16 protein-coding genes are annotated in these 18,660 nt (G+C 66.0%); 8 read left to right on the forward strand and 8 right to left on the reverse strand.

The window, feature by feature from the left end:
* Nucleotides 1–58: 58 nt before the first annotated feature.
* From folE2 to ACM6JT_RS12620, 4 genes are all read right to left on the reverse strand, one after another.
* Nucleotides 59–868, reverse strand: a complete 810-nt coding sequence (gene folE2 / locus ACM6JT_RS12605; RefSeq protein ID WP_034185213.1) for a GTP cyclohydrolase FolE2 — start codon at nt 866–868, stop codon at nt 59–61.
* Nucleotides 869–1,022: 154 nt separating this feature from the next.
* Nucleotides 1,023–2,927, reverse strand: a complete 1,905-nt coding sequence (gene dxs / locus ACM6JT_RS12610) for a 1-deoxy-D-xylulose-5-phosphate synthase (RefSeq protein ID WP_034185198.1) — start codon at nt 2,925–2,927, stop codon at nt 1,023–1,025.
* Nucleotides 2,928–3,008: 81 nt separating this feature from the next.
* A complete protein-coding gene (locus tag ACM6JT_RS12615) occupies nt 3,009–3,893 on the reverse strand; it encodes a polyprenyl synthetase family protein (RefSeq protein WP_034185197.1) in 885 nt (294 codons plus the stop codon).
* Entirely contained in the window at nt 3,890–4,183 is a 294-nt protein-coding gene (locus ACM6JT_RS12620) for an exodeoxyribonuclease VII small subunit (protein ID WP_006479428.1), read from the reverse strand. Before ACM6JT_RS12620 ends, ACM6JT_RS12615 begins: the two co-directional genes overlap by 4 nt.
* A 270-nt stretch (nt 4,184–4,453) precedes the next feature.
* On the opposite strand from ACM6JT_RS12620, the gene ACM6JT_RS12625 reads away from it, so the two are divergent.
* The gene (locus ACM6JT_RS12625) at nt 4,454–5,560 is read left to right on the forward strand and encodes an aromatic ring-hydroxylating oxygenase subunit alpha (protein WP_034185196.1); all 1,107 of its coding nucleotides are present in this window, start codon (nt 4,454–4,456) and stop codon (nt 5,558–5,560) included.
* A 117-nt stretch (nt 5,561–5,677) separates the two neighbouring features.
* Nucleotides 5,678–6,547 carry a sulfurtransferase gene (locus tag ACM6JT_RS12630; RefSeq protein ID WP_034185195.1) on the forward strand — a complete coding sequence of 290 codons (870 nt, stop codon included), beginning with the start codon at nt 5,678–5,680 and terminating at the stop codon, nt 6,545–6,547.
* 58 nt (nt 6,548–6,605) lie between these two features.
* On the opposite strand, the gene ACM6JT_RS12635 is transcribed toward ACM6JT_RS12630, so the two are convergent.
* The 3 genes from ACM6JT_RS12635 to polA all read right to left on the reverse strand — a co-directional run bounded on the left by ACM6JT_RS12635 (nt 6,606) and on the right by polA (nt 12,267).
* Nucleotides 6,606–7,481 carry a dienelactone hydrolase family protein gene (locus tag ACM6JT_RS12635; protein WP_105393502.1) on the reverse strand — a complete coding sequence of 292 codons (876 nt, stop codon included), beginning with the start codon at nt 7,479–7,481 and terminating at the stop codon, nt 6,606–6,608.
* A gap of 420 nt (nt 7,482–7,901) precedes the next feature.
* Nucleotides 7,902–9,236 carry an NAD(P)/FAD-dependent oxidoreductase gene (locus tag ACM6JT_RS12640; protein WP_034185193.1) on the reverse strand — a complete coding sequence of 445 codons (1,335 nt, stop codon included), beginning with the start codon at nt 9,234–9,236 and terminating at the stop codon, nt 7,902–7,904.
* Between the two features lie 277 nt (nt 9,237–9,513).
* Entirely contained in the window at nt 9,514–12,267 is a 2,754-nt protein-coding gene (polA, locus tag ACM6JT_RS12645; protein WP_034185192.1) for a DNA polymerase I, read from the reverse strand.
* 1 nt (nt 12,268) lies between these two features.
* On the opposite strand from polA, the gene ACM6JT_RS12650 reads away from it, so the two are divergent.
* A complete protein-coding gene (locus tag ACM6JT_RS12650; RefSeq protein WP_034185191.1) occupies nt 12,269–13,027 on the forward strand; it encodes a TIGR00730 family Rossman fold protein in 759 nt (252 codons plus the stop codon).
* 391 nt (nt 13,028–13,418) lie between these two features.
* A complete protein-coding gene (locus ACM6JT_RS12655; RefSeq protein WP_414856573.1) occupies nt 13,419–13,709 on the forward strand; it encodes a hypothetical protein in 291 nt (96 codons plus the stop codon).
* A gap of 256 nt (nt 13,710–13,965) precedes the next feature.
* Here ACM6JT_RS12655 and ACM6JT_RS12660 read toward each other — a convergent pair whose 3' ends face one another.
* Entirely contained in the window at nt 13,966–15,492 is a 1,527-nt protein-coding gene (locus ACM6JT_RS12660) for an AMP nucleosidase (RefSeq protein WP_034185189.1), read from the reverse strand.
* Nucleotides 15,493–15,621: 129 nt separating this feature from the next.
* Here ACM6JT_RS12660 and ACM6JT_RS12665 point away from each other — a divergent pair, with 129 nt between their 5' ends.
* From ACM6JT_RS12665 to ACM6JT_RS12680, 4 genes are all read left to right on the forward strand, one after another.
* Entirely contained in the window at nt 15,622–16,017 is a 396-nt protein-coding gene (locus ACM6JT_RS12665) for a hypothetical protein (RefSeq protein ID WP_034185188.1), read from the forward strand.
* A 99-nt stretch (nt 16,018–16,116) separates the two neighbouring features.
* Nucleotides 16,117–17,115, forward strand: coding sequence for a homoserine kinase (locus ACM6JT_RS12670; RefSeq protein ID WP_034185187.1), 999 nt, complete (start codon nt 16,117–16,119; stop codon nt 17,113–17,115).
* The gene (locus tag ACM6JT_RS12675) at nt 17,106–17,915 is read left to right on the forward strand and encodes a BPSS1780 family membrane protein (protein WP_131946460.1); all 810 of its coding nucleotides are present in this window, start codon (nt 17,106–17,108) and stop codon (nt 17,913–17,915) included. The genes ACM6JT_RS12670 and ACM6JT_RS12675 overlap by 10 nt, the downstream gene beginning before the upstream one ends.
* Nucleotides 17,916–18,132: 217 nt before the next feature.
* Entirely contained in the window at nt 18,133–18,585 is a 453-nt protein-coding gene (locus ACM6JT_RS12680) for a MarR family winged helix-turn-helix transcriptional regulator (RefSeq protein ID WP_072439402.1), read from the forward strand.
* Nucleotides 18,586–18,660: the final 75 nt, after the last annotated feature.

Here is an 18,660-nt window from a genome sequence, read left to right on the forward strand (position 1 = left end):
ATCAAAAGGCCGCTCAAACGAGCGGCCTTTTTCATCGGCGCGGCAAAACGACGCAGCGTTATGCCGCCTGCCGCTTGTCGCGCTCGATCAGCGCATACGCGCTGTGATTGTGGATCGACTCGAAGTTCTCGGCTTCGAGCACATACGCGACCACGCGCTCGTCCGCATCGAGACGCTGCGCGACGTCGCGCACGAGATCCTCGACGAACTTCGGGTTCTCGTATGCACGCTCGGTGACGAACTTCTCGTCCGGACGCTTCAGCAGGCCCCACAGTTCGCACGACGCCTCTTCCTCGGCGATGCGGATCAGCGCCTCGACCGGCAGATCGGCCGCGAGCTCGGCATCGATCGTCACGTGCGAGCGCTGGTTGTGCGCGCCGTACTGCGAGATCTTCTTCGAGCACGGGCACAGGCTCGTCACGGGCACGAGCACCTTCAGGAACAGGCGCGTGTCGCCGTTGCGGCTTTCGCCCGCGAGCGTCACTTCGTAGTCGAGCAGGCTCTGCACGCCGGACACCGGCGCCGTCTTGTTCACGAAGTACGGGAACGTGACCTCGATGCGGCCGGCCTCGGCCTCGAGCTTCTCCAGCATCGACGCGAGCATCGCGCGGAAACGTTCGACCGTCAGCGGCGCGCGGTTCTCTTCGAGCAGCGCGACGAAGCGCGACATGTGCGTGCCCTTCTGGTCGGCCGGCAGGCGCACGTCGAGATTCCAGACACCGACGCTCGGCTGCACGTCGCCGCTTTCGGTACATACCGTCAACGGATGCCGGACCGCCTTCACGCCCACGCGCTGAATCGGGATCTGACGGGTATCCACCGTGCTCTGCACGTCGGGCATCACGAAGGCGGGATTCATCTGGTTCATCTTGTTCAATCCTTGTAAGCCGCGCGTTCGACGACGCGCACGCCGCGTCATGCGGCAGCCGGAAAAGCAACATGGGCCCGCAGGCCCATGTTTTCCGCATCAATGAAGACCGGTTGCGCCAGTCGCACCAGCGCCGCCCGCGGGCGGCGCCAGCTTATGCGACGCGCTTCGCCTGACCGGCGACATCGGCCGCCGGGTTCAGGAAGCGTTCGCGAATCGATTTCGCGATGCCCGCGCCGTCGAGGCCGCATAGCGACAACAGCTTTGCGTGGTCGCCGTGATCGACGAACTGGTCAGGGAGGCCCAATTGTAGTACGGGTCGGATAACCCCACTCTCCATCAGGGCTTCCACGCAGGCCGAGCCCGCGCCGCCCATCACGCAGCCTTCCTCGATCGTGACGAGGTAGTCGTGCGTCTCGGCGAGTTCGCGCACGAGCGCGGCGTCGACCGGCTTCACGAAGCGCATGTTCGCGACGGTTGCGTCGAGTTCCTCGGCCGCTGCGAGCGACGGTGCGACCATCGTGCCGAATGCGAGGATCGCGACACGCTTGCCTTCCGGCTGCGCCGTGTGGCGACGCACTTCACCCTTGCCGAGCGGGATCTCGGTGAATTCCTTCACCGTCGGCACGCCCGTGCCCGCGCCGCGCGGATAGCGCACTGCGGTCGGGTTCGGCTGCTGCAGCGCGGTGTGCAGCATCTGGCGGCATTCGTTCTCGTCGGATGCGGCCATGATCGTCATGTTCGGGATGCAGCGCATGAACGCGAGATCGTACGCGCCCGCGTGCGTCGCGCCGTCCGCGCCGACGAGGCCCGCGCGGTCGATCGCGAACACGACCGGCAGGTTCTGCAGCGCGACGTCGTGGATCAGCTGGTCGTAAGCACGCTGCAGGAACGTCGAGTAGATCGCGACGACCGGCTTCAGCCCTTCGGTCGCGAGACCGCCCGCGAACGTCACCGCGTGCTGCTCGGCGATGCCGACGTCGTAGTAGCGATCCTTGAAACGCTTCTCGAACTCGACCATGCCCGAGCCTTCGCGCATCGCGGGCGTGATGCCGACGACGCGCGTATCGCGCTCGGCTTCATCGCACAGCCATTCGCCGAACACCTGCGTGTACGTCTTCTTCGCGGGCGTGGTCGACGGCTTGATGCCTTCGGCCGGGTTGAACTTGCCGGGGCCGTGATAAAGCACGGGATCGGCTTCGGCGAGCTTGTAGCCCTGGCCTTTCTTCGTCACCACGTGCAGGAACTGCGGGCCGCGCAGTTCGCGGATGTTCTGCAGCGTCGGGATCAGCGAATCGAGATCGTGACCGTCGATCGGGCCGATGTAGTTGAAGCCGAACTCCTCGAACAGCGTGGCCGGCACGACCATCCCCTTCGCGTGCTCCTCGAGCTTGCGCGCGAGTTCGAGCACCGGCGGCGCAACGCTCAGCACGCGCTCGACACCCGCGCGCGCAGCCGCGTAGAAGCGGCCCGACATCAGGCGGGCGAGATGGCGATTCAGCGCGCCGACCGGCGGCGAGATCGACATGTCGTTGTCGTTCAGGATCACGAGCAGCTTCGCATCTTCCGACACGCCCGCGTTGTTCATCGCCTCGAACGCCATGCCGGCCGTCATCGCGCCGTCGCCGATCACGGCAATCGAGAAGCGGTCGTCGCCGTTCAGCTGGCTGCCGATCGCCATGCCGAGCGCGGCCGAGATCGACGTGCTCGAGTGCGCGGTGCCGAACGTGTCGTATTCGGATTCGCTGCGGCGCGGGAAGCCCGAGATGCCGTCGTACTGGCGCAGCGAATGCATCTGGTCGCGGCGGCCCGTGAGGATCTTGTGCGGGTAGGTCTGGTGGCCCACGTCCCAGACGATGCGATCGTTCGGCGTGTTGAACACGTAGTGCAGCGCGATCGTCAGCTCGACCGTCCCGAGGTTGGACGACAAATGGCCGCCCGTCTTCGACACGCTGTCGAGCACGAACGCGCGCAGTTCATCCGCGAGCGGTTGCAGTTGGCGACGATCGAGGCGGCGCAGATCCGCCGGGTCGTCGATGGTTTTCAGCAAGTCGTACATCGTCGTTCCATTGTAGGAAATCAAACGCGCCCGCATTCTATTGCACGCACCGTAGCGTGTGCGCGGCGGCGGGCTTTCGCGTCAGCTGACCCGGTTCACTACCAGGTCGGCAAGTTCGGCGAGACGCTGTGCGCGTGCGCCGAACGGTTTCAGCGCGTCGTGCGCTTCGGCACGCAGTTGCGCGGCAAGCTCGCGCGACGCCTCGAGGCCGAGAATCGATACATAGGTCGGCTTGTCGTTCGCCGCGTCCTTGCCGGCCGTCTTGCCGAGCGTCGCCGAATCGGTCGTGACGTCGAGAATATCGTCGACGACCTGGAAGGCCAGACCCACGGCTCCCGCGTAGACATCGAGCGCGGCCATCGTTTCCGCCGACGGCGTCTCGCCGGCCAGCGCGCCCATCCGCACGGCCGCGCGCAGCAGTGCGCCAGTCTTCATCCGGTGCATCGTCTCGAGCTGCTCGCGCGTCAGCTTGAGGCCGACGCTCGCCAGGTCGATCGCCTGCCCGCCGGCCATGCCGAGCGAGCCGCTCGCAAGCGCAAGCTCGCGCACGAGCGCGGCCTGCTGCACCGGCGACAGCGCAGCGGCGTCGGTCAGCGCGACAAACGCCTGCGACTGCAGCGCATCGCCGACGAGCAGTGCCGTCGGCTCGTCGTACTGCACGTGCACGGTCGGCTTGCCGCGTCGCAGCGCGTCGTCGTCCATGCACGGCATGTCGTCGTGCACGAGCGAGTACACGTGGATCATCTCCAGCGCCGCCGCCGCCGCATTGCGCGCCGCTTCCGTCGCGCCGGTCAGCTCGCCGGCTGCATGGCACAGCAGCGGGCGAACGCGCTTGCCGCCGCCGAGGACCGCATAGCGCATCGCCTCGTGGAGTTGCGCGGGCATCGCGGTTTCAGCGGGCAGATAGTGACCGAGTGCGTCCTCGACACGGTCAAGCACGGACCGCATCCATTGTTCGAATGTCATAGATCGTCGTCTTCGCCGTCCGTGGCGGCCGTTCCGGACGAAAGCGGCTTCAGCGTCGCGCCGTCGAGCACGCGAACCTGCTGCTCCACTTTCTCGAGCTGCTGTTGGCAAAATGCAACGAGGGTCGCACCGCGGCGATACGCCGCCAGTGAATCCTCGAGGCTCAACGCGCCGCCTTCCATCCGGGCAACCAGCGTCTCGAGTTCCGCGAGCGCCATCTCATAATTGTCCGGCAACGGTTCGGTGCCATTGCCGGGCGGCGTGGCGCCTGGGGATGCGGTTTTCGCCATGGACGAGGTGTCAAATTTCAAAACAAGTCGGACATTCTACGGCAAAAGAGAATTCTCCGATCTGCCGACTTGGGCAGCCTCGCACATATTCCGGCCCCATCTCCGGCACACAGTGTGCGCCTCCCGATTGTCTCCCGACAAAAAATTGACACAAATCAGGCACTTAATCCTGGCCTTGCGAGGCGAACCGGGTATAATTCCCCGTTTCCCTAAATCGATTTTTCGATGGTTGGGTTGTTCACTGCTTTCACGCTAACACCGGGAGTGGGAATGTCCAATCTGAGCGATGCGCTTCAGTTGAAGTCGGCCCACAGCCAGCTTCCAGTCACTGCATATTTCGATGAGGCGCTGCTCGAGCGCGAGATCGAAACCCTCTTCAAGAAAGGACCTCGTTACGTCGGGCACGAGTTGATGGTGCCCGAGGCGGGGGATTATTTTGCGCTGCCGTCCGAGAAGGAAGGCCGCGTGCTGGTCCGCAACCAGACGAACCAGATCGAACTGCTGTCGAACGTCTGCCGCCACCGGCAGGCGATCATGCTCAACGGGCGCGGCCACGCGCAGAACATCGTGTGCCCGCTGCACCGCTGGACGTACGACCTGGAAGGCGAACTGCTCGGCGCGCCGCACTTCCCCGACAAGCCGTGCCTGAACCTCGGCAAGAGCCCGCTGCAGAACTGGCAGGGGCTGCTGTTCGAGGCCGAAGGCCGGAACGTCGCGCGCGACCTCGCCAATCTCGGCACGAAACATCACTTCGACTTCTCCGAGTACCACTTCGATCATGTCGAAGTGCACGAGTGCGATTACAACTGGAAGACCTTCATCGAGGTCTACCTCGAGGATTACCACGTCGTCCCGTTCCACCCGGGCCTCGGCAGCTTCGTGTCGTGCGACGATCTCAAGTGGGAATTCGGCGACTGGTACAGCGTGCAGACGGTCGGCGTGCACAACGCACTCGCGAAGCCGGGCAGCGCGACTTACCAGAAATGGCACGAGCAGGTGCTGAAGTTCCGCAACGGCGTGCCGCCGGAGTTCGGCGCGATCTGGATGGTCTACTACCCGGGCCTGATGATCGAGTGGTATCCGCACGTGCTCGTCGTGTCGTGGCTGATCCCGCGCGGCCCGCAGAAGACGACCAACATCGTCGAGTTCTATTACCCCGAGGAAATCGCGCTGTTCGAACGCGAATTCGTCGAGGCCGAGCGCGCCGCCTATATGGAAACGGCCGTCGAGGACGACGAAATCGCGATGCGGATGGACGCAGGCCGCCATGCGCTGATGGCACGCGGCGAGTCGCAGGTCGGCCCGTACCAGAGCCCGATGGAAGACGGCATGCAGCACTTCCACGAGTTCCTGCGCCGCCACCTCGGCGACATCTGATGACCGGTGCGGCGCTTTGACGCCGCACCGCATCCGGCAGACGAAAAGACGGGCTTCGCCCCGCCTTTTTTTGTTTAGACTTGGAGTGTCAGGCCATTCGCACTCCAGGGAGCTGTCATGCCACACACTCATTACACCACGCTCATCTCCGCCGCCAACCTCGCCGAGCGCCTGGCCGCGGCGCCCGGCAGCGTCGTGCTGTTCGACTGCCGCTTCGACCTCGCCGATCCGGGCGCGGGCGAAGCCGCGTATGCAACCGGCCACATCCCCGGCGCGCAGTATCTTCATCTCGACCGCGACCTGTCGGGCCGCAAGACGGGCACCAACGGCCGCCATCCACTGCCGACCCGCGATGCATTCGCCACGCTGCTCGCGAGCCGCGGCCTCAAGCAGGGCCAGCAGGTCGTCGCATACGACGCGCAAGGCGGCGCCTATGCGGCGCGCCTGTGGTGGCTGCTGCGCTGGCTCGGCCACGATTCGGTCGCCGTGCTCGACGGCGGCCTGCAGGCATGGGAAGCGGCCGGCCAGCCGCTGACGGCCGACGTGCCGCAACCGGCCGCCGGCGATTTCCGTGCGGGAGCGCCTCTTGAATCGACGGTCGACGCAGCAGCCGTGCTTGCGAACGTGACGTCGCACACGCGCGTCGTGATCGACGCACGCGCACCGGACCGCTATCGCGGCGAAAACGAGACGATCGATCCTGTGGGCGGCCACATCCCCGGCGCACGCAACCGGTTCTTCAAGGACAACCTGGCCGCCGACGGCCGCTTCAAGACTGGTCACGAACTGCGCGAGACGTTTTCCACGCTGCTGGCGGGCACCGAACCGAATCTCGTGATCCTGCAGTGCGGCTCCGGCGTCACCGCCTGCCACAACGCGCTTGCGCTGGAGATCGCAGGGCTGCACGGCGCATCGCTGTATCCGGGTTCGTGGAGCGAATGGAGCGCCGATCCGTCGCGGCCGATCGCAACCGGCCCGAACCCGTAATCCGGCGCGCGGCGCACCGGTGAAGCGAAGCGGCGGCCATTCGGCCGCCGCGTTTCGTTTACATCACGCCGTACTTGTGGAACCACGCGATCGCGCGCGTCCAGCCGTCTTCGGCATCACCCTTTACATAGCTTGGCCGGTAGTCGGCGAAGAACGCGTGGCCGGCATCCGGATACACGACGATCTCCGATTCGCGCGCGAGCTTCGAGTCGCTCGTCTGGATCGCCTTGCGCATGTCCGCGAGCGAGGCCTGCGTGATGTTCGCATCCTTTTCGCCATACAGCCCGAGCACGGGCACCTTCAGCGACGCCGCATGATCGACCGGATTGAACGGCGTCATCTCGTCGGTCTTGCCTTCGACGAACCCGTACCACGCAACGGCCGCACGCACGTGCGGATTGTGCTCGGCATACAGCCACGCCTGGCGGCCGCCCCAGCAGAACCCCGTCACGCCGAGACGCGCCGGGTCGCCGCCGTTCTTGCCGGCCCACGCGACCGTCGCATCGAGATCTTCGGTGACCTGCCGGTCCGGCACCTTGCTGATGATGTTGTCGAAAAGATCCTTCATCGTCGGATACTTCGCCGCGTTGCCCTGTCGCGCGAACAGGTCGGGCGCGATCGCGAGGTAGCCGAGCTTCGCGAAGCGGCGGCAGACGTCGGCGATATGCGCGTGCACACCGAAGATCTCGTGGATCACGATGATGACCGGCAGGTTCGTCTTGCCGGCCGGCTGCGCGCGATAGGCCGGCACGCTCGCGTCGCCGGAGCGGATCTCGACGGTGTCGACGTCCAGCCCGGCGCTGTCGGTCGTGACCGTCTGCGCCGAAACGGGCAGCACGGCCGCCGCGAAGGTGCCGCCCAGCGCGGCCTGCATGAACTTGCGGCGCGAAAACGGGACGTGGGGGACCAGGCTGTCGACTTCGGGTTTCAACATGAATGCACTCCTCGATAGGGCGCCGCCGTCACGATCGTGGATGCGGCATGACGGGGCATCGCGCCGGCGCACGGCGCGGATGTCGCGGCGGTTGGCACCCCGCCGCAAACGGGAACCCGGACAAGATGCCCAATAATCCGTTGTCGCGTCAACTGTCAGATGTGTAAGACTCGATTACGACCCATCGATTCGAGCGCATCGGTCGTGGCGTCGAAGCCCGCTGACGGCCCCGCCGAATCGCGGCGCGGCCTACATCTATCGATCGCCGTTGCACGACCGGATGCTTGCGGATTGAAAAAAAACGTGGCCGACATCGCCCGGCAGAACACCCGCAGCCGCCTCGCTGCCCGCAAACACAACGGGCGGAGAACACGCACGACGTACGCACTCCCCGCCCGCTCCCCGCGCGAACGCGCGGCGTCAGTGCAGCTTGACGCGCGGCAACGTCGTGCGCCGCAGCCAGTGCGCGACCGTGTCGAGCATCATCCGCGGATAACCGTGCAGCGCCGCGATGTGCAGCCGGTACAGCGACATGTACATGAAGCGCGCAAACAGCCCTTCGATCAGCATGTTGCCTCCGATCAGCCCGCCCATCAGGTTACCGACCGCGCTGAAATGGCCGAGCGACACGAGCGAACCGAAATCGCGATACGTGAATTCGGGCAGCGGACGCCCTTCGAGCCGGCAGCCGATCGCCTTCAGCAGGAAGCTCGCCTGCTGGTGCGCAGCCTGCGCGCGCGGCGGCACGTTGCGTTCGTTGCCGGGCCACGCGCATGCCGCACAATCGCCGAGCGCGAACACGTTGTCGTCGGTGAAGGTCTGCAGCGTGCGGCGCACGTCGAGCTGGCCGAGCTTGTTGACCTGGAGGCCGTCGAGATGCGACAGCACGGACGGCGCCTTGATGCCGGCCGCCCAGACCGTCAGGTCCGCGCGCACCGCCTTCCCGCTCGCGGTATGCACGAGCCCCGGCGCGACCTCGGTCACGCGCTCGCTGAGCATCAGCCGCACGCCGAGCTTTTCGAGCAGTTCGGCCGTCGCCGTCGACACGCGCTCCTGCAGCGCCGGCAGAATCCGCGGCCCCGATTCGATCAGCACGATGCCGACGTCGTGGCGCGGGTCGAGCTTGTGCAGCCCATACGCGGACAGCACCTGCGCCGTGTTGCGCAGCTCCGCGGACAACTCGACGCCCGTCGCGCCGCCGCCGACGATCACCACCTGGATGCGCGGTTCGGCCGCATCGCCGGGCGCGGTCGGCGCCGGTGCCTGGTGCTCGGCACGCATGCACGCGGCGATCAGCCGCTTGCGGAAGCGCTCGGCCTCGCCAACCGTATCGAGCGCGATCGCGTTTTCCGGCGCGCCCTGCACGCCGAAGAAGTGGGTCGTGCTGCCGATCGCGATCACCAGCGTGTCGTATTCCAGCTCGCGCTCCGGCAGCAGTTCCGCGCCGTCGCTGTCGTTGATGGGCGACAGCGTGATGCGCTTCGCCGCGCGGTCGAGCCCGGTCAGTCCGCCCTGCTGGAACTCGAAGCCGTGCCAGCGCGCCTGCGCCGCATATTCGAGCTCCTGCGTGAACGGGTCCATGCTGCCGGCCGCAACCTCGTGCAGCAGCGGTTTCCAGATGTGCGTCGGATTGCGGTCGACGAGCGTGACGAGCGCACGCGCGGGACGATTGCCGCGCGCGCCGTAACGGTCGCCGAGCCGCGTCGCCAGTTCCAGGCCGCCCGCGCCTCCGCCTACGATGATGATCCGATGCATCCGATTCCCCCTTTGCGATTCGAAACTGCTGCCGCCGGACGAAGCGAACGCGATGCATTCGCGCCGCCCGGTGGATTAACCGGTTCGGACATCATCGATGTGCAGTTCGAAGCACTTCGATGCGCCGGCCCGGAACGCGGGGCGCGCCGCCCCGCGTCAATGGCATGACTGACATGCATTGTCCGGGAGCTTGCGCGTTGACCACAAGCAAACCATCTCGATATTCAGCATCCCTGCAACAATATGCCGCAGGAATCGGGAACCGCGCAGCGGTGCGTCAGTGTGCCTCTTCCCAGTTCGCGCCGGCGCCCACTTCGGCGACGAGCGGCACCTTCAGCTTCGCGACGCCGCACATCATTTCCGGCAGTTTCTCGCGCACGAGCGACAGTTCGTCGTCGGGCACCTCGAGCACCAGTTCATCGTGCACCTGCATGATCATCCGCGATGCAAGCTTGTCACGCGTGAGCCAGTCGTCCACCGCGATCATCGACAGCTTGATCAGGTCGGCCGCGGTGCCCTGCATCGGCGCATTGATTGCCGCGCGCTCGGCCGCCTGGCGGCGCGGGCCGTTGCCGCCGTTGATTTCCGGCAACCACAGGCGGCGACCGAAAACGGTTTCGACGTAACCCTTCTCCTTCGCGGTCGCGCGCGTCTCTTCCATGTACTGCGCAACACCCGGATAGCGGGCGAAATAACGGTCGATATAGAGCTTCGCCGCGTCGCGCGTGATGCCGAGGTTCGACGCGAGCCCGAACGCGCTCATCCCGTAGATCAGCCCGAAGTTGATCACCTTCGCGATCCGGCGCTGGTCGGAATTGACCTCCAGCGGCGTCACGCCGAACACCTCGGCGGCCGTCGCGCGGTGGATGTCCTCGCCCTGCGAGAACGCGCGCAGCAGCGACGCGTCGCCCGAGATGTGCGCCATGATCCGCAGTTCGATCTGCGAATAGTCGGCCGACACGATCCGGTGGCCCGGCGATGCGATGAACGCCTCGCGGATCCGCCGGCCTTCGGCCGTGCGCACCGGAATGTTCTGAAGATTCGGATCGTTCGATGCGAGACGGCCCGTTACCGCGACGGCCTGCGCATAGTTCGTGTGCACGCGGCCCGTTGCGGGGTTCACCATGCGCGGCAGCTTGTCGGTATAGGTCGACTTCAGCTTCGACAGCCCGCGATGCTCGAGCAGCAGCTTCGGCAGCGGGTAATCCTCGGCGAGCTTCTGCAGCACCTCTTCGTCGGTCGACGGCGCGCCGCTCGGCGTCTTCTTCACGACCGGCAACTGCAGCTTCTCGAAGAAGATCTGCCCGATCTGCTTAGGTGAGCCAAGATTGAATTCGCCGCCCGCCAGTTCGTATGCCTGCGCTTCGAGCTCGATCAGGCGCGTTGCGATTTCGGTGCTCTGCGCGTGCAGGAGCGCGTCGTCGATCAGCACGCCCGTGCGCTCCATCTTGCGCAGCACGAGCGATACGGGCATCTCGATCTCGCGGTACACGCGCTCGAGGCCCGGTTCGCGCGCGACCTGCGGATACAGCGCGTGATGAAGCTGCAGCGTGATGTCGGCATCCTCGGCCGCGTATTCGGCGGCCTGCGCGAGCGCTACTTCGTCGAAACCGATCTGCTTCGCGCCCTTGCCGGCCACGTCTTCGTACTTGATCGTCTTGACGCCCAGATGACGCAGCGCGAGGCTGTCCATGTCGTGCGTGCGATGCGATTCGACCACGTACGATTCGAGCAGCGTGTCGTGCTCGATGCCGTTCAGCGCAATGTCGTAGTTCGCGAGCACCTGCGCGTCGTACTTCAGGTGCTGGCCGACCTTCTTGCGATCGGCCGATTCGAGCCACGGCTTCAGGCGTGCGAGCACTTCGTCGAACGGAAGCTGCTCGGGCATGTCGGGGCCGCGGTGCGCGACCGGCAGGTACGCGGCCTTGCCCGGCTCGACCGAGAACGACAGGCCGACGAGCCGCGCGAGCATCGGGTCGAGCGCGGTCGTCTCGGTGTCGAACGCGGTCAGCGCGGCCGCGTCGATCTTCGCGAACCACGCGTCGAACTGCTCCCAGGTCTGGATCGTGTCGTATTCGCGAACGATGTCGGCCGCCACCACCGGTGCCGGCTCGCCGTCCGGCGCATCGGCGTCGCCGCCTTCCGCGGGTGCGCTGTCGACTTCGCGCAGCCACGTCTTGAAGCCGTAGCGCGCGAAGATGTCGCGCAGCAGATCGCGCGCCTCGCCGTCGGTCTTCAGCGACGCTTCGATCGATTCGAGATGCGGTGCGAGATCGCAGGCCGTGTCGACCGTCACGAGCGTGCGGCCGAGCGGCAGGAAGTCGAGCGCACGGCGCAGGTTGTCGCCGACCACGCCCTTGATGTCGCCCGCGTGCGCGATGACACCGTCGAGGCTGTCGTATTGCGACAGCCATTTCACGGCCGTCTTCGGCCCGCACTTCTCGACGCCCGGCACGTTGTCGACGGTGTCGCCGATCAATGCCAGGTAGTCGATGATCCGCTCGGGCGGCACGCCGAACTTCGCGATCACGCCGTCGCGGTCGAGCGTCTCGTTGGTCATCGTGTTGACGAGCGTGACGTGGTCGGTCACGAGCTGCGCGAGATCCTTGTCGCCCGTCGACACGATCACGTTCATCCCGTGCCGTTCGGCTTCGCGCGCGAGCGTGCCGATCACGTCGTCGGCCTCGACGCCTTCGACCATCAACAGCGGCCAGCCGAGCGCACGCACCGCGCCGTGGATCGGTTCGACCTGCAATGCGAGGTCGGGCGGCATCGACGGGCGGTTTGCCTTATAGTCGGCATAAAGGTCGTCGCGGAACGTCTTGCCCTTTGCATCGAACACGCAAGCGCTATACTCTGCACTGACTTCCTTGCGCATACGGCGCAGCATGTTGATGATTCCGTAGAGCGCTCCGGTCGGCTCCCCGCCAGGGCCACGCAAATCAGGCATCGCATGGTAAGCCCGATACAGATAGCTCGAACCGTCAACCAATAGCAGGGTCTTACCTTCCAGATTTCGTTCTTCAGGCATTATGAACAAGAGAAAAGTGATTCCGAGTCTGCGTTCGCTCGCAGATCAAGAACGCGCGACGGCCAAGAAGGCCCGCGCATCGTGGCAGATGTTCACGATTATGGCAGAGTTTATCGAGGCGACCGAGTACCTGTCGGAGATCCGCCCGGCTGTCAGCATCTACGGTTCTGCCCGTCTCAAACCCGACACGCCGCACTACAAGCTGGCCGCGCAGATCGCGCGCAAGCTGTCCGACGCCGGCTTCGCCGTGATCTCCGGCGGCGGCCCCGGCATCATGGAAGCCGCGAACAAGGGCGCGCACGCCGGCAAGGCGCCGTCGGTCGGCCTGAACATCGAGCTGCCGCACGAGCAGGCCGGCAACCACTACCAGGACATCTCGCTGCGCTTCCGCCACTTCTTCACGCGCAAGGTCACGTTCGTGAAGAATTCGGATGCGGTGATCGTGATGCCGGGCGGTTTCGGCACGCTCGATGAACTGTCCGAAGTGCTCACGCTGATCCAGACGAAGAAGTCGCGCCTCGTGCCGATCATCCTCGTCGGCAGCACGTTCTGGCAGGGCTTGCTGCAGTGGTTCCGCGACCAGCTGATTCCGATGGGCCTCATCAATCCGGAAGACATGGATCTGATGCAGGTGATCGACGATCCCGACCAGGTGCTCGACGCAGTGCTCGCGTTCTACGAGGACAGCGGCGAGGAAGAAGGCGAAGGTTCGGAAGGGCAACCGCCGCGGCCCGAAGAAGACCGCATGTTCTATCTGTAACCAGTCCGTGACGACCGCCGGCCCGACGGCCGGCGTACCGCTTCCCGCGCGGCAGGCATGGCGATCAGGCCACCTGCCGCGCGCTACTTTGTAACGCGCTGTTAATCCCGCTTCGCGGCCGCGCGCCGTCGAATGTCAAATTCGCGCGGTCGGTGCTGCGCGATGCGGCGTGATCGCCCGCACCCGCGGCCCGCCATTGTCAAATGTGCGGCCCAATGCCCGCATCCCGCGCCTGCGAGCCGCCAACCCGCGGTAACAAACAGGCCTCGCCTTTTCCGTCGCGTGCCAGCACACTGCATTGTGTCGGCGCGGCGTTCCCCCGGTGGAACGATCCCCCCTCGCTTCCATCGCGTCGCGCCGGCCTATTCATAACGACCTCACGGAACACAACATGAAACGCTCGCTGATCGCCCTCGCCTTTGCCGGCCTCGGCCTTTCGCTGTCCGGCCTCGCTCATGCCGTCAACGTCGACGTCAACATCGGCACGCCCGCGCCGGTCATCGTCGCGCCTGCGCCCGTCGTGGTCGCTCCGGCGCCCGCGGTCATCATCGGCTGGCATGGCGACCGCTACTGGGACGGCCGCCGTTACTGGGAACGCCGCGAGTGGGAACGCCATCATGGTTACGACAATCGCCGCGGCTACCACTGCCCGCCGGGACACGCGAAGAAGGGTGAGTGCTGAGCAACACCGCACGGCCCGCTCGATACGCAAGGCCGCCCGCGCGCTTCGGCGCCGGGCGGCCTTGTCGTTTTCGGCGGCGCATTCCACGCGATCGCTGCCTTCCAACGGCAACGCGAACGGCAGGCCCGATCGTCCCGCATTCCGCCTGCCGGTAGATTCGCCGGTGCATCGGACGCTTGCGACAAAGGCAGATGTGCTCCGTCAGAAGGCGCGTCGCACATGGCGATGCGCACCGCCGCCGGGGCCGGCGTTCACATCACTGGAACGCCACTTCCGCAAAGCTCCGCAGCTTCCGGCTATGCAGCTTGTCGAGCCCGTTCGTGCGCAGGATCTCCATCGCCTTCACGCCGATCTGCAGATGCTGATCGACCTGCCCGCGATAAAACGTGTCGGCCATGCCCGGCAGCTTCAGCTCGCCGTGCAGCGGCTTGTCCGATACGCACAGCAGCGTGCCGTACGGCACACGGAAGCGGAAGCCGTTCGCGGCGATCGTCGCGCTTTCCATGTCGAGCGCGATCGCGCGGCTTTGCGACAGCCGCTGCACGGGCTCGCGATGATCGCGCAGCTCCCAGTTGCGGTTGTCGACGCTCGCGACGGTGCCCGTGCGCATCACGCGCTTCAGTTCGACGCCCTCGAGCCGCGTGACGTCGGCCACCGCGCGCTCGAGCGCGAGCTGCACTTCGGCGAGCGCCGGGATCGGCACCCACAGCGGCAGGTCGGCGTCGAGCACGTGATCCTCGCGCACGTAACCGTGCGCGAGCACGTAGTCGCCGAGACGCTGCGTGTTGCGCAGCCCCGCGCAGTGACCGAGCATCACCCATGCGTGCGGACGCAGCACCGCGATGTGATCGGTGATCGTCTTCGCGTTCGACGGACCGACACCGATGTTGACCATCGTGATCCCGCTGCCGTCCGCGCGCTTCAGGTGATACGCGGGCATCTGCGGCAGGCGCGGCGGCGCGACGCCCTCGGCCGGCTCACTGCCGAGGTTCGCGTTGTACGTGACGACATCGCCCGGCTCGACGAACGAGCTGTACTGGCTGCGGTACGCGCGCACCTCGGGATCGTCGCTCTCCGTCATCACCGTGCGGCCGAGCTTCACGAACTCGTCGATGTAGAACTGGTAGTTCGTGTAGAGCACGTAGTTCTGGAAATGCGTGGGCGACGTCGCCGTGTAGTGACGCAGCCGGTGCAGCGAGAAGTCGACGCGCGCGGCCGTGAACAGCGCGAGCGGATGCGGCTCGCCCGGCGCCGGCTCGAACGTGCCGTTGACGATGCGGTCGTCGAGATACGACAGGTCGGGCGTGTCGAAGATGTCGCGCATCGCGAGCAGGCGGTCGCGGTCGAGCTCGCCTTCGAGATGGATGCCTTCCGGAAACGCGAAATGGACCGGAATCGGCTGCGACGACACGCCGATCTCGATCTTGACATGGTGGTTCTTCGACAGCAGGCGCAGTTGCTCGCGATAGTAGTTCGCGAAGAGATCGGGGCGCGTGACCGTCGTCTCGAACACGCCGGGGCCGGCGACGAAACCGTACGAGCGGCGCGAATCGACGTGCGTGTTGACGTCGGTGCGGATCCGCACGAACGGGTAGCACGCGCGCACATGCTCAATAATCGGTTCGTGGCGGCGATAGCGCGCGAATGCGTCGCGCAGGAAGCCCGTATTCGTGTCGTAAATGGCGGACAGCCGCGCGACGGCGGCGATCGGATCGTCGAAAGCCTCGACCGGCGGGCTTTCGGGCGTCAGCACACGGTGCCGGCGGCTCAGGTCGTTCTTCATTTGTATCACCTCGTCTGATCGAACGACATTACCACGGAACCCGGTCATCCTCATGGCCGCCCATACGCACGCCAGGGCCGGATGATGCGCAGTATTTGCTAAAATCATTGAGTTCACTGGAGACTCATCATGAAGCCGCTCATTCTCGTCGCCGCTGCCGCCGCGTTTGCCGCCGCCAGCGTCGCTTACGCCGCCGGCGCCACGCCTGACGCCGACGCGCAGGCGCGGGCCGAGGCCAACGAAGCCGCCGGCCTGCCCGATCTCCGCAAGATCAACCGGCCTGGCGCCGAAGTCACGTCGAAAGTCGACTTCGCCGACATTCGACGCACGCCGAGCTTCCATGAAAAGAGCAAGAACGGCACCGAGGTCACCGAGTACCGCGACCGCGGCAAGCCGGTCGAGATCGACGTGAAGTCGAACTTCGGCACGCGCTACCAGATGAGCTCGACGCCCGACACGTCGCCGAAGCCGCACGACGCAGGCATCCCGATCACGCGCCTGCCGTCGCTGAACCTGCGCTACTGATTCCGACGCGCCGCGTCGATCGCGGCGCACCGCCTCCCTTCACCTGCTGTCGCGACGCATGCCGCTCGCGTGCCGACACCCTGACCTGACGCATCCCGCATGGCCGTTTTCACTGCTGTTTCCGACTCCGATCTCGCGCAATGGATGCGCCACTACGAACTGGGCGACGTGCTTGCGTTTCGCGGCATTCCGTCCGGTATCGAAAACAGCAATTTCTTCCTGACGACGACGCGCGGCGAATACGTCCTCACGATCTTCGAAAAGCTGACGGCGCAACAACTGCCGTTCTACCTCGACCTGATGCGCCACCTGGCCGGCCACGGCGTACCGGTGCCGGATCCGATTCCGCGCGACGACGGCGCGCTGTTCGGCGAGCTGCACGGCAAGCCGGCCGCGATCGTCACGAAGCTCGACGGCGCGGCCGAACTCGCGCCGGGGGTCGAACACTGCATCGAGGTCGGGCAGATGCTCGCGCGCCTGCACCTCGCGGGGCGCGATTACCCGCGCAACCAGCCGAACCTGCGCAGCCTGCCGTGGTGGCAGGAGAACGTGCCGGCGATCGTGCCGTTCATCACGGACGCGCAACGCACGCTGCTCGAAGGCGAGCTCGCGCACCAGGCGGCCTTCTTCGCGTCGGACGACTACGCGGCGCTGCCGGCCGGGCCGTGCCATTGCGACCTGTTCCGCGACAACGTGCTGTTCGCGCACGCGGCGCCCGGCACCGGCCACGACGTGCGGCTCGGCGGCTTCTTCGACTTCTATTTCGCCGGCTGCGACAAGTGGCTGTTCGACGTCGCGGTGACCGTCAACGACTGGTGCGTCGACCTGGCGACCGGCGTGCTCGACGTCGCGCGCGCCGATGCGCTGCTGCGCGCGTACCAGACCGTGCGGCCGTTCACGGCCGAGGAGCGCCGCCACTGGAGCGACATGCTGCGCGCGGGCGCGTACCGCTTCTGGGTGTCGCGCCTGTACGACTTCTACCTGCCGCGCGCGGCCGAGATGCTCAAGCCGCACGACCCCGGTCATTTCGAACGCATCCTGCGTGAGCGTATCGCGCATACGCCCGCGCTTCCCGAGATCCAAACCGCATGCAACTGATCGAAGTGCCCGCGAAAACGGGCTATGTCTGGTTCCGACAAGGCGTCTGGCTGTTCCGCCGGAACCCGCTCGCATTCATCACGCTGTTCTTCACGTACCTGCTGGCGATCACGCTGGTGTCGATGGTGCCCGTGATCGGCTCGGCGCTGCCGCTGGTGCTGATTCCCGGCATCGCGGTCGGCTTCATGGCCGCGTGCCGCGACACGGTAGCCGGCAAGCCGGTGATGCCGACGATCCTGATCGACGGCTTCCGCTCGTACGGCACCGTCACGACCCAGCGGCTGCTCGTGCTCGGCGTGATCTACGTCGCGTCGATGGTGCTCGTGTTCGCCGCTTCGTCATTCGTGGACGGCGGCGCGCTGTTCCACGTGATGATGGGCGCGGCCGACGAAGCGAGCACGACGCCGGAAACGCTCGCCGCGCAAGGCACGTTCGGCGCGCTGATGTTCGCGACGCTGCTGTATCTGCCGATCGCGATGCTGTTCTGGTTCGCGCCGGTGCTCGTCGCATGGCATGACGTCCCGCCCGCGAAGGCGCTGTTCTTCAGCATCGTCAGCTGCTGGCGCAATCGCGGCGCGTTCGTCGTGTACGGCGTGCTGTGGTTCGGCGTCGCGCTCGGCACGTCGCTCGTGCTGTCGCTGCTGCTGCAGGCGCTCGGCGCCGGTGGTTATGCGCTGACGATCATGATGCCGGTGACGATCATCATCGTCACGATGCTGTACTGCTCGTTCTACGCAACCTATCGCGGCTGCTTCGGCGTGCAGGAGCCGGGCGCGCCGACGACCACGTCGGGCCGCTGAAGCCCCCCCCGGCCGGTGCGCGTCGCCGACCGCCACGCTGTTCCCCGCGCCGGGTTGCCTTCCGGCGCACCCTCCCTGTCTTGCGCCCCTCCGCGCATCCTTCGCCCGTCGCCCCTGGCCGGGCGCCCCTAGCCGGGCGCCCCTGTTCAACCCGATCTTTTGCGCGCAAAATAATTTGCGTACAAATTGTTCGCGCGTGCGCCGCGCCTCCCGAATCATGGACCGCCCACCCCCGCTGCCCCAGACGCTCGACGAGCAACTGTGCTTTGCGCTCTACTCGACTTCGCACGCGATGACGAAAGCGTACAAGCCGCTGCTCGACAAGCTGTCGCTGACCTATCCCCAATATCTCGCGATGCTCGTGCTGTGGGAGCGCGACGACATCGCGGTAAAGGACATCGCCGCGCGGCTCGACCTCGACCCGGCCACGGTCACGCCGCTGCTCAAGCGGCTGGAAGCGCTCGGCTACGTCGAGCGCGTGCGCAGCGCGGCCGACGAACGCGTCGTGAACGTGCGCGTGACGCCGGAAGGCCGGGCGCTGAAGAACCGCGCGCGCTCCGTGCCCGCCGACCTCTTCTGCGCGATGCAACAAACGCCCGAGTTCCTGATCAGGCTGCGCGCCGATCTCCAGCAGTTGCGCGACGCGCTGTCGGCCGCCAACGAACGCTGACGAACCGAGCGCCGGCCTACCGACCCGGTACTGCCGGGTTTTTCTTCAAAATTTCATTTGCACACTAATGATTTG

Source organism: Burkholderia sp. IT-111MI5 (genome assembly GCF_949752865.1).
In the GTDB taxonomy this organism is placed as follows: Bacteria; Pseudomonadota; Gammaproteobacteria; order Burkholderiales; family Burkholderiaceae; genus Burkholderia; species Burkholderia pyrrocinia_C.

What these genes read in the sequence shown, in the direction of transcription:
- folE2 (WP_034185213.1), bottom strand. Translation starts at nt 868, where the DNA reads ATGAACCAGATGAATCCCGCCTTCGTGATGCCCGACGTGCAGAGCACG.
- dxs (WP_034185198.1), bottom strand. Translation starts at nt 2,927, where the DNA reads ATGTACGACTTGCTGAAAACCATCGACGACCCGGCGGATCTGCGCCGC.
- ACM6JT_RS12615 (WP_034185197.1), bottom strand. Translation starts at nt 3,893, where the DNA reads ATGACATTCGAACAATGGATGCGGTCCGTGCTTGACCGTGTCGAGGAC.
- ACM6JT_RS12620 (WP_006479428.1), bottom strand. Translation starts at nt 4,183, where the DNA reads ATGGCGAAAACCGCATCCCCAGGCGCCACGCCGCCCGGCAATGGCACC.
- ACM6JT_RS12625 (WP_034185196.1), top strand. Translation starts at nt 4,454, where the DNA reads ATGTCCAATCTGAGCGATGCGCTTCAGTTGAAGTCGGCCCACAGCCAG.
- ACM6JT_RS12630 (WP_034185195.1), top strand. Translation starts at nt 5,678, where the DNA reads ATGCCACACACTCATTACACCACGCTCATCTCCGCCGCCAACCTCGCC.
- ACM6JT_RS12635 (WP_105393502.1), bottom strand. Translation starts at nt 7,481, where the DNA reads ATGTTGAAACCCGAAGTCGACAGCCTGGTCCCCCACGTCCCGTTTTCG.
- ACM6JT_RS12640 (WP_034185193.1), bottom strand. Translation starts at nt 9,236, where the DNA reads ATGCATCGGATCATCATCGTAGGCGGAGGCGCGGGCGGCCTGGAACTG.
- polA (WP_034185192.1), bottom strand. Translation starts at nt 12,267, where the DNA reads ATGCCTGAAGAACGAAATCTGGAAGGTAAGACCCTGCTATTGGTTGAC.
- ACM6JT_RS12650 (WP_034185191.1), top strand. Translation starts at nt 12,269, where the DNA reads ATGAACAAGAGAAAAGTGATTCCGAGTCTGCGTTCGCTCGCAGATCAA.
- ACM6JT_RS12655 (WP_414856573.1), top strand. Translation starts at nt 13,419, where the DNA reads ATGAAACGCTCGCTGATCGCCCTCGCCTTTGCCGGCCTCGGCCTTTCG.
- ACM6JT_RS12660 (WP_034185189.1), bottom strand. Translation starts at nt 15,492, where the DNA reads ATGAAGAACGACCTGAGCCGCCGGCACCGTGTGCTGACGCCCGAAAGC.
- ACM6JT_RS12665 (WP_034185188.1), top strand. Translation starts at nt 15,622, where the DNA reads ATGAAGCCGCTCATTCTCGTCGCCGCTGCCGCCGCGTTTGCCGCCGCC.
- ACM6JT_RS12670 (WP_034185187.1), top strand. Translation starts at nt 16,117, where the DNA reads ATGGCCGTTTTCACTGCTGTTTCCGACTCCGATCTCGCGCAATGGATG.
- ACM6JT_RS12675 (WP_131946460.1), top strand. Translation starts at nt 17,106, where the DNA reads ATGCAACTGATCGAAGTGCCCGCGAAAACGGGCTATGTCTGGTTCCGA.
- ACM6JT_RS12680 (WP_072439402.1), top strand. Translation starts at nt 18,133, where the DNA reads ATGGACCGCCCACCCCCGCTGCCCCAGACGCTCGACGAGCAACTGTGC.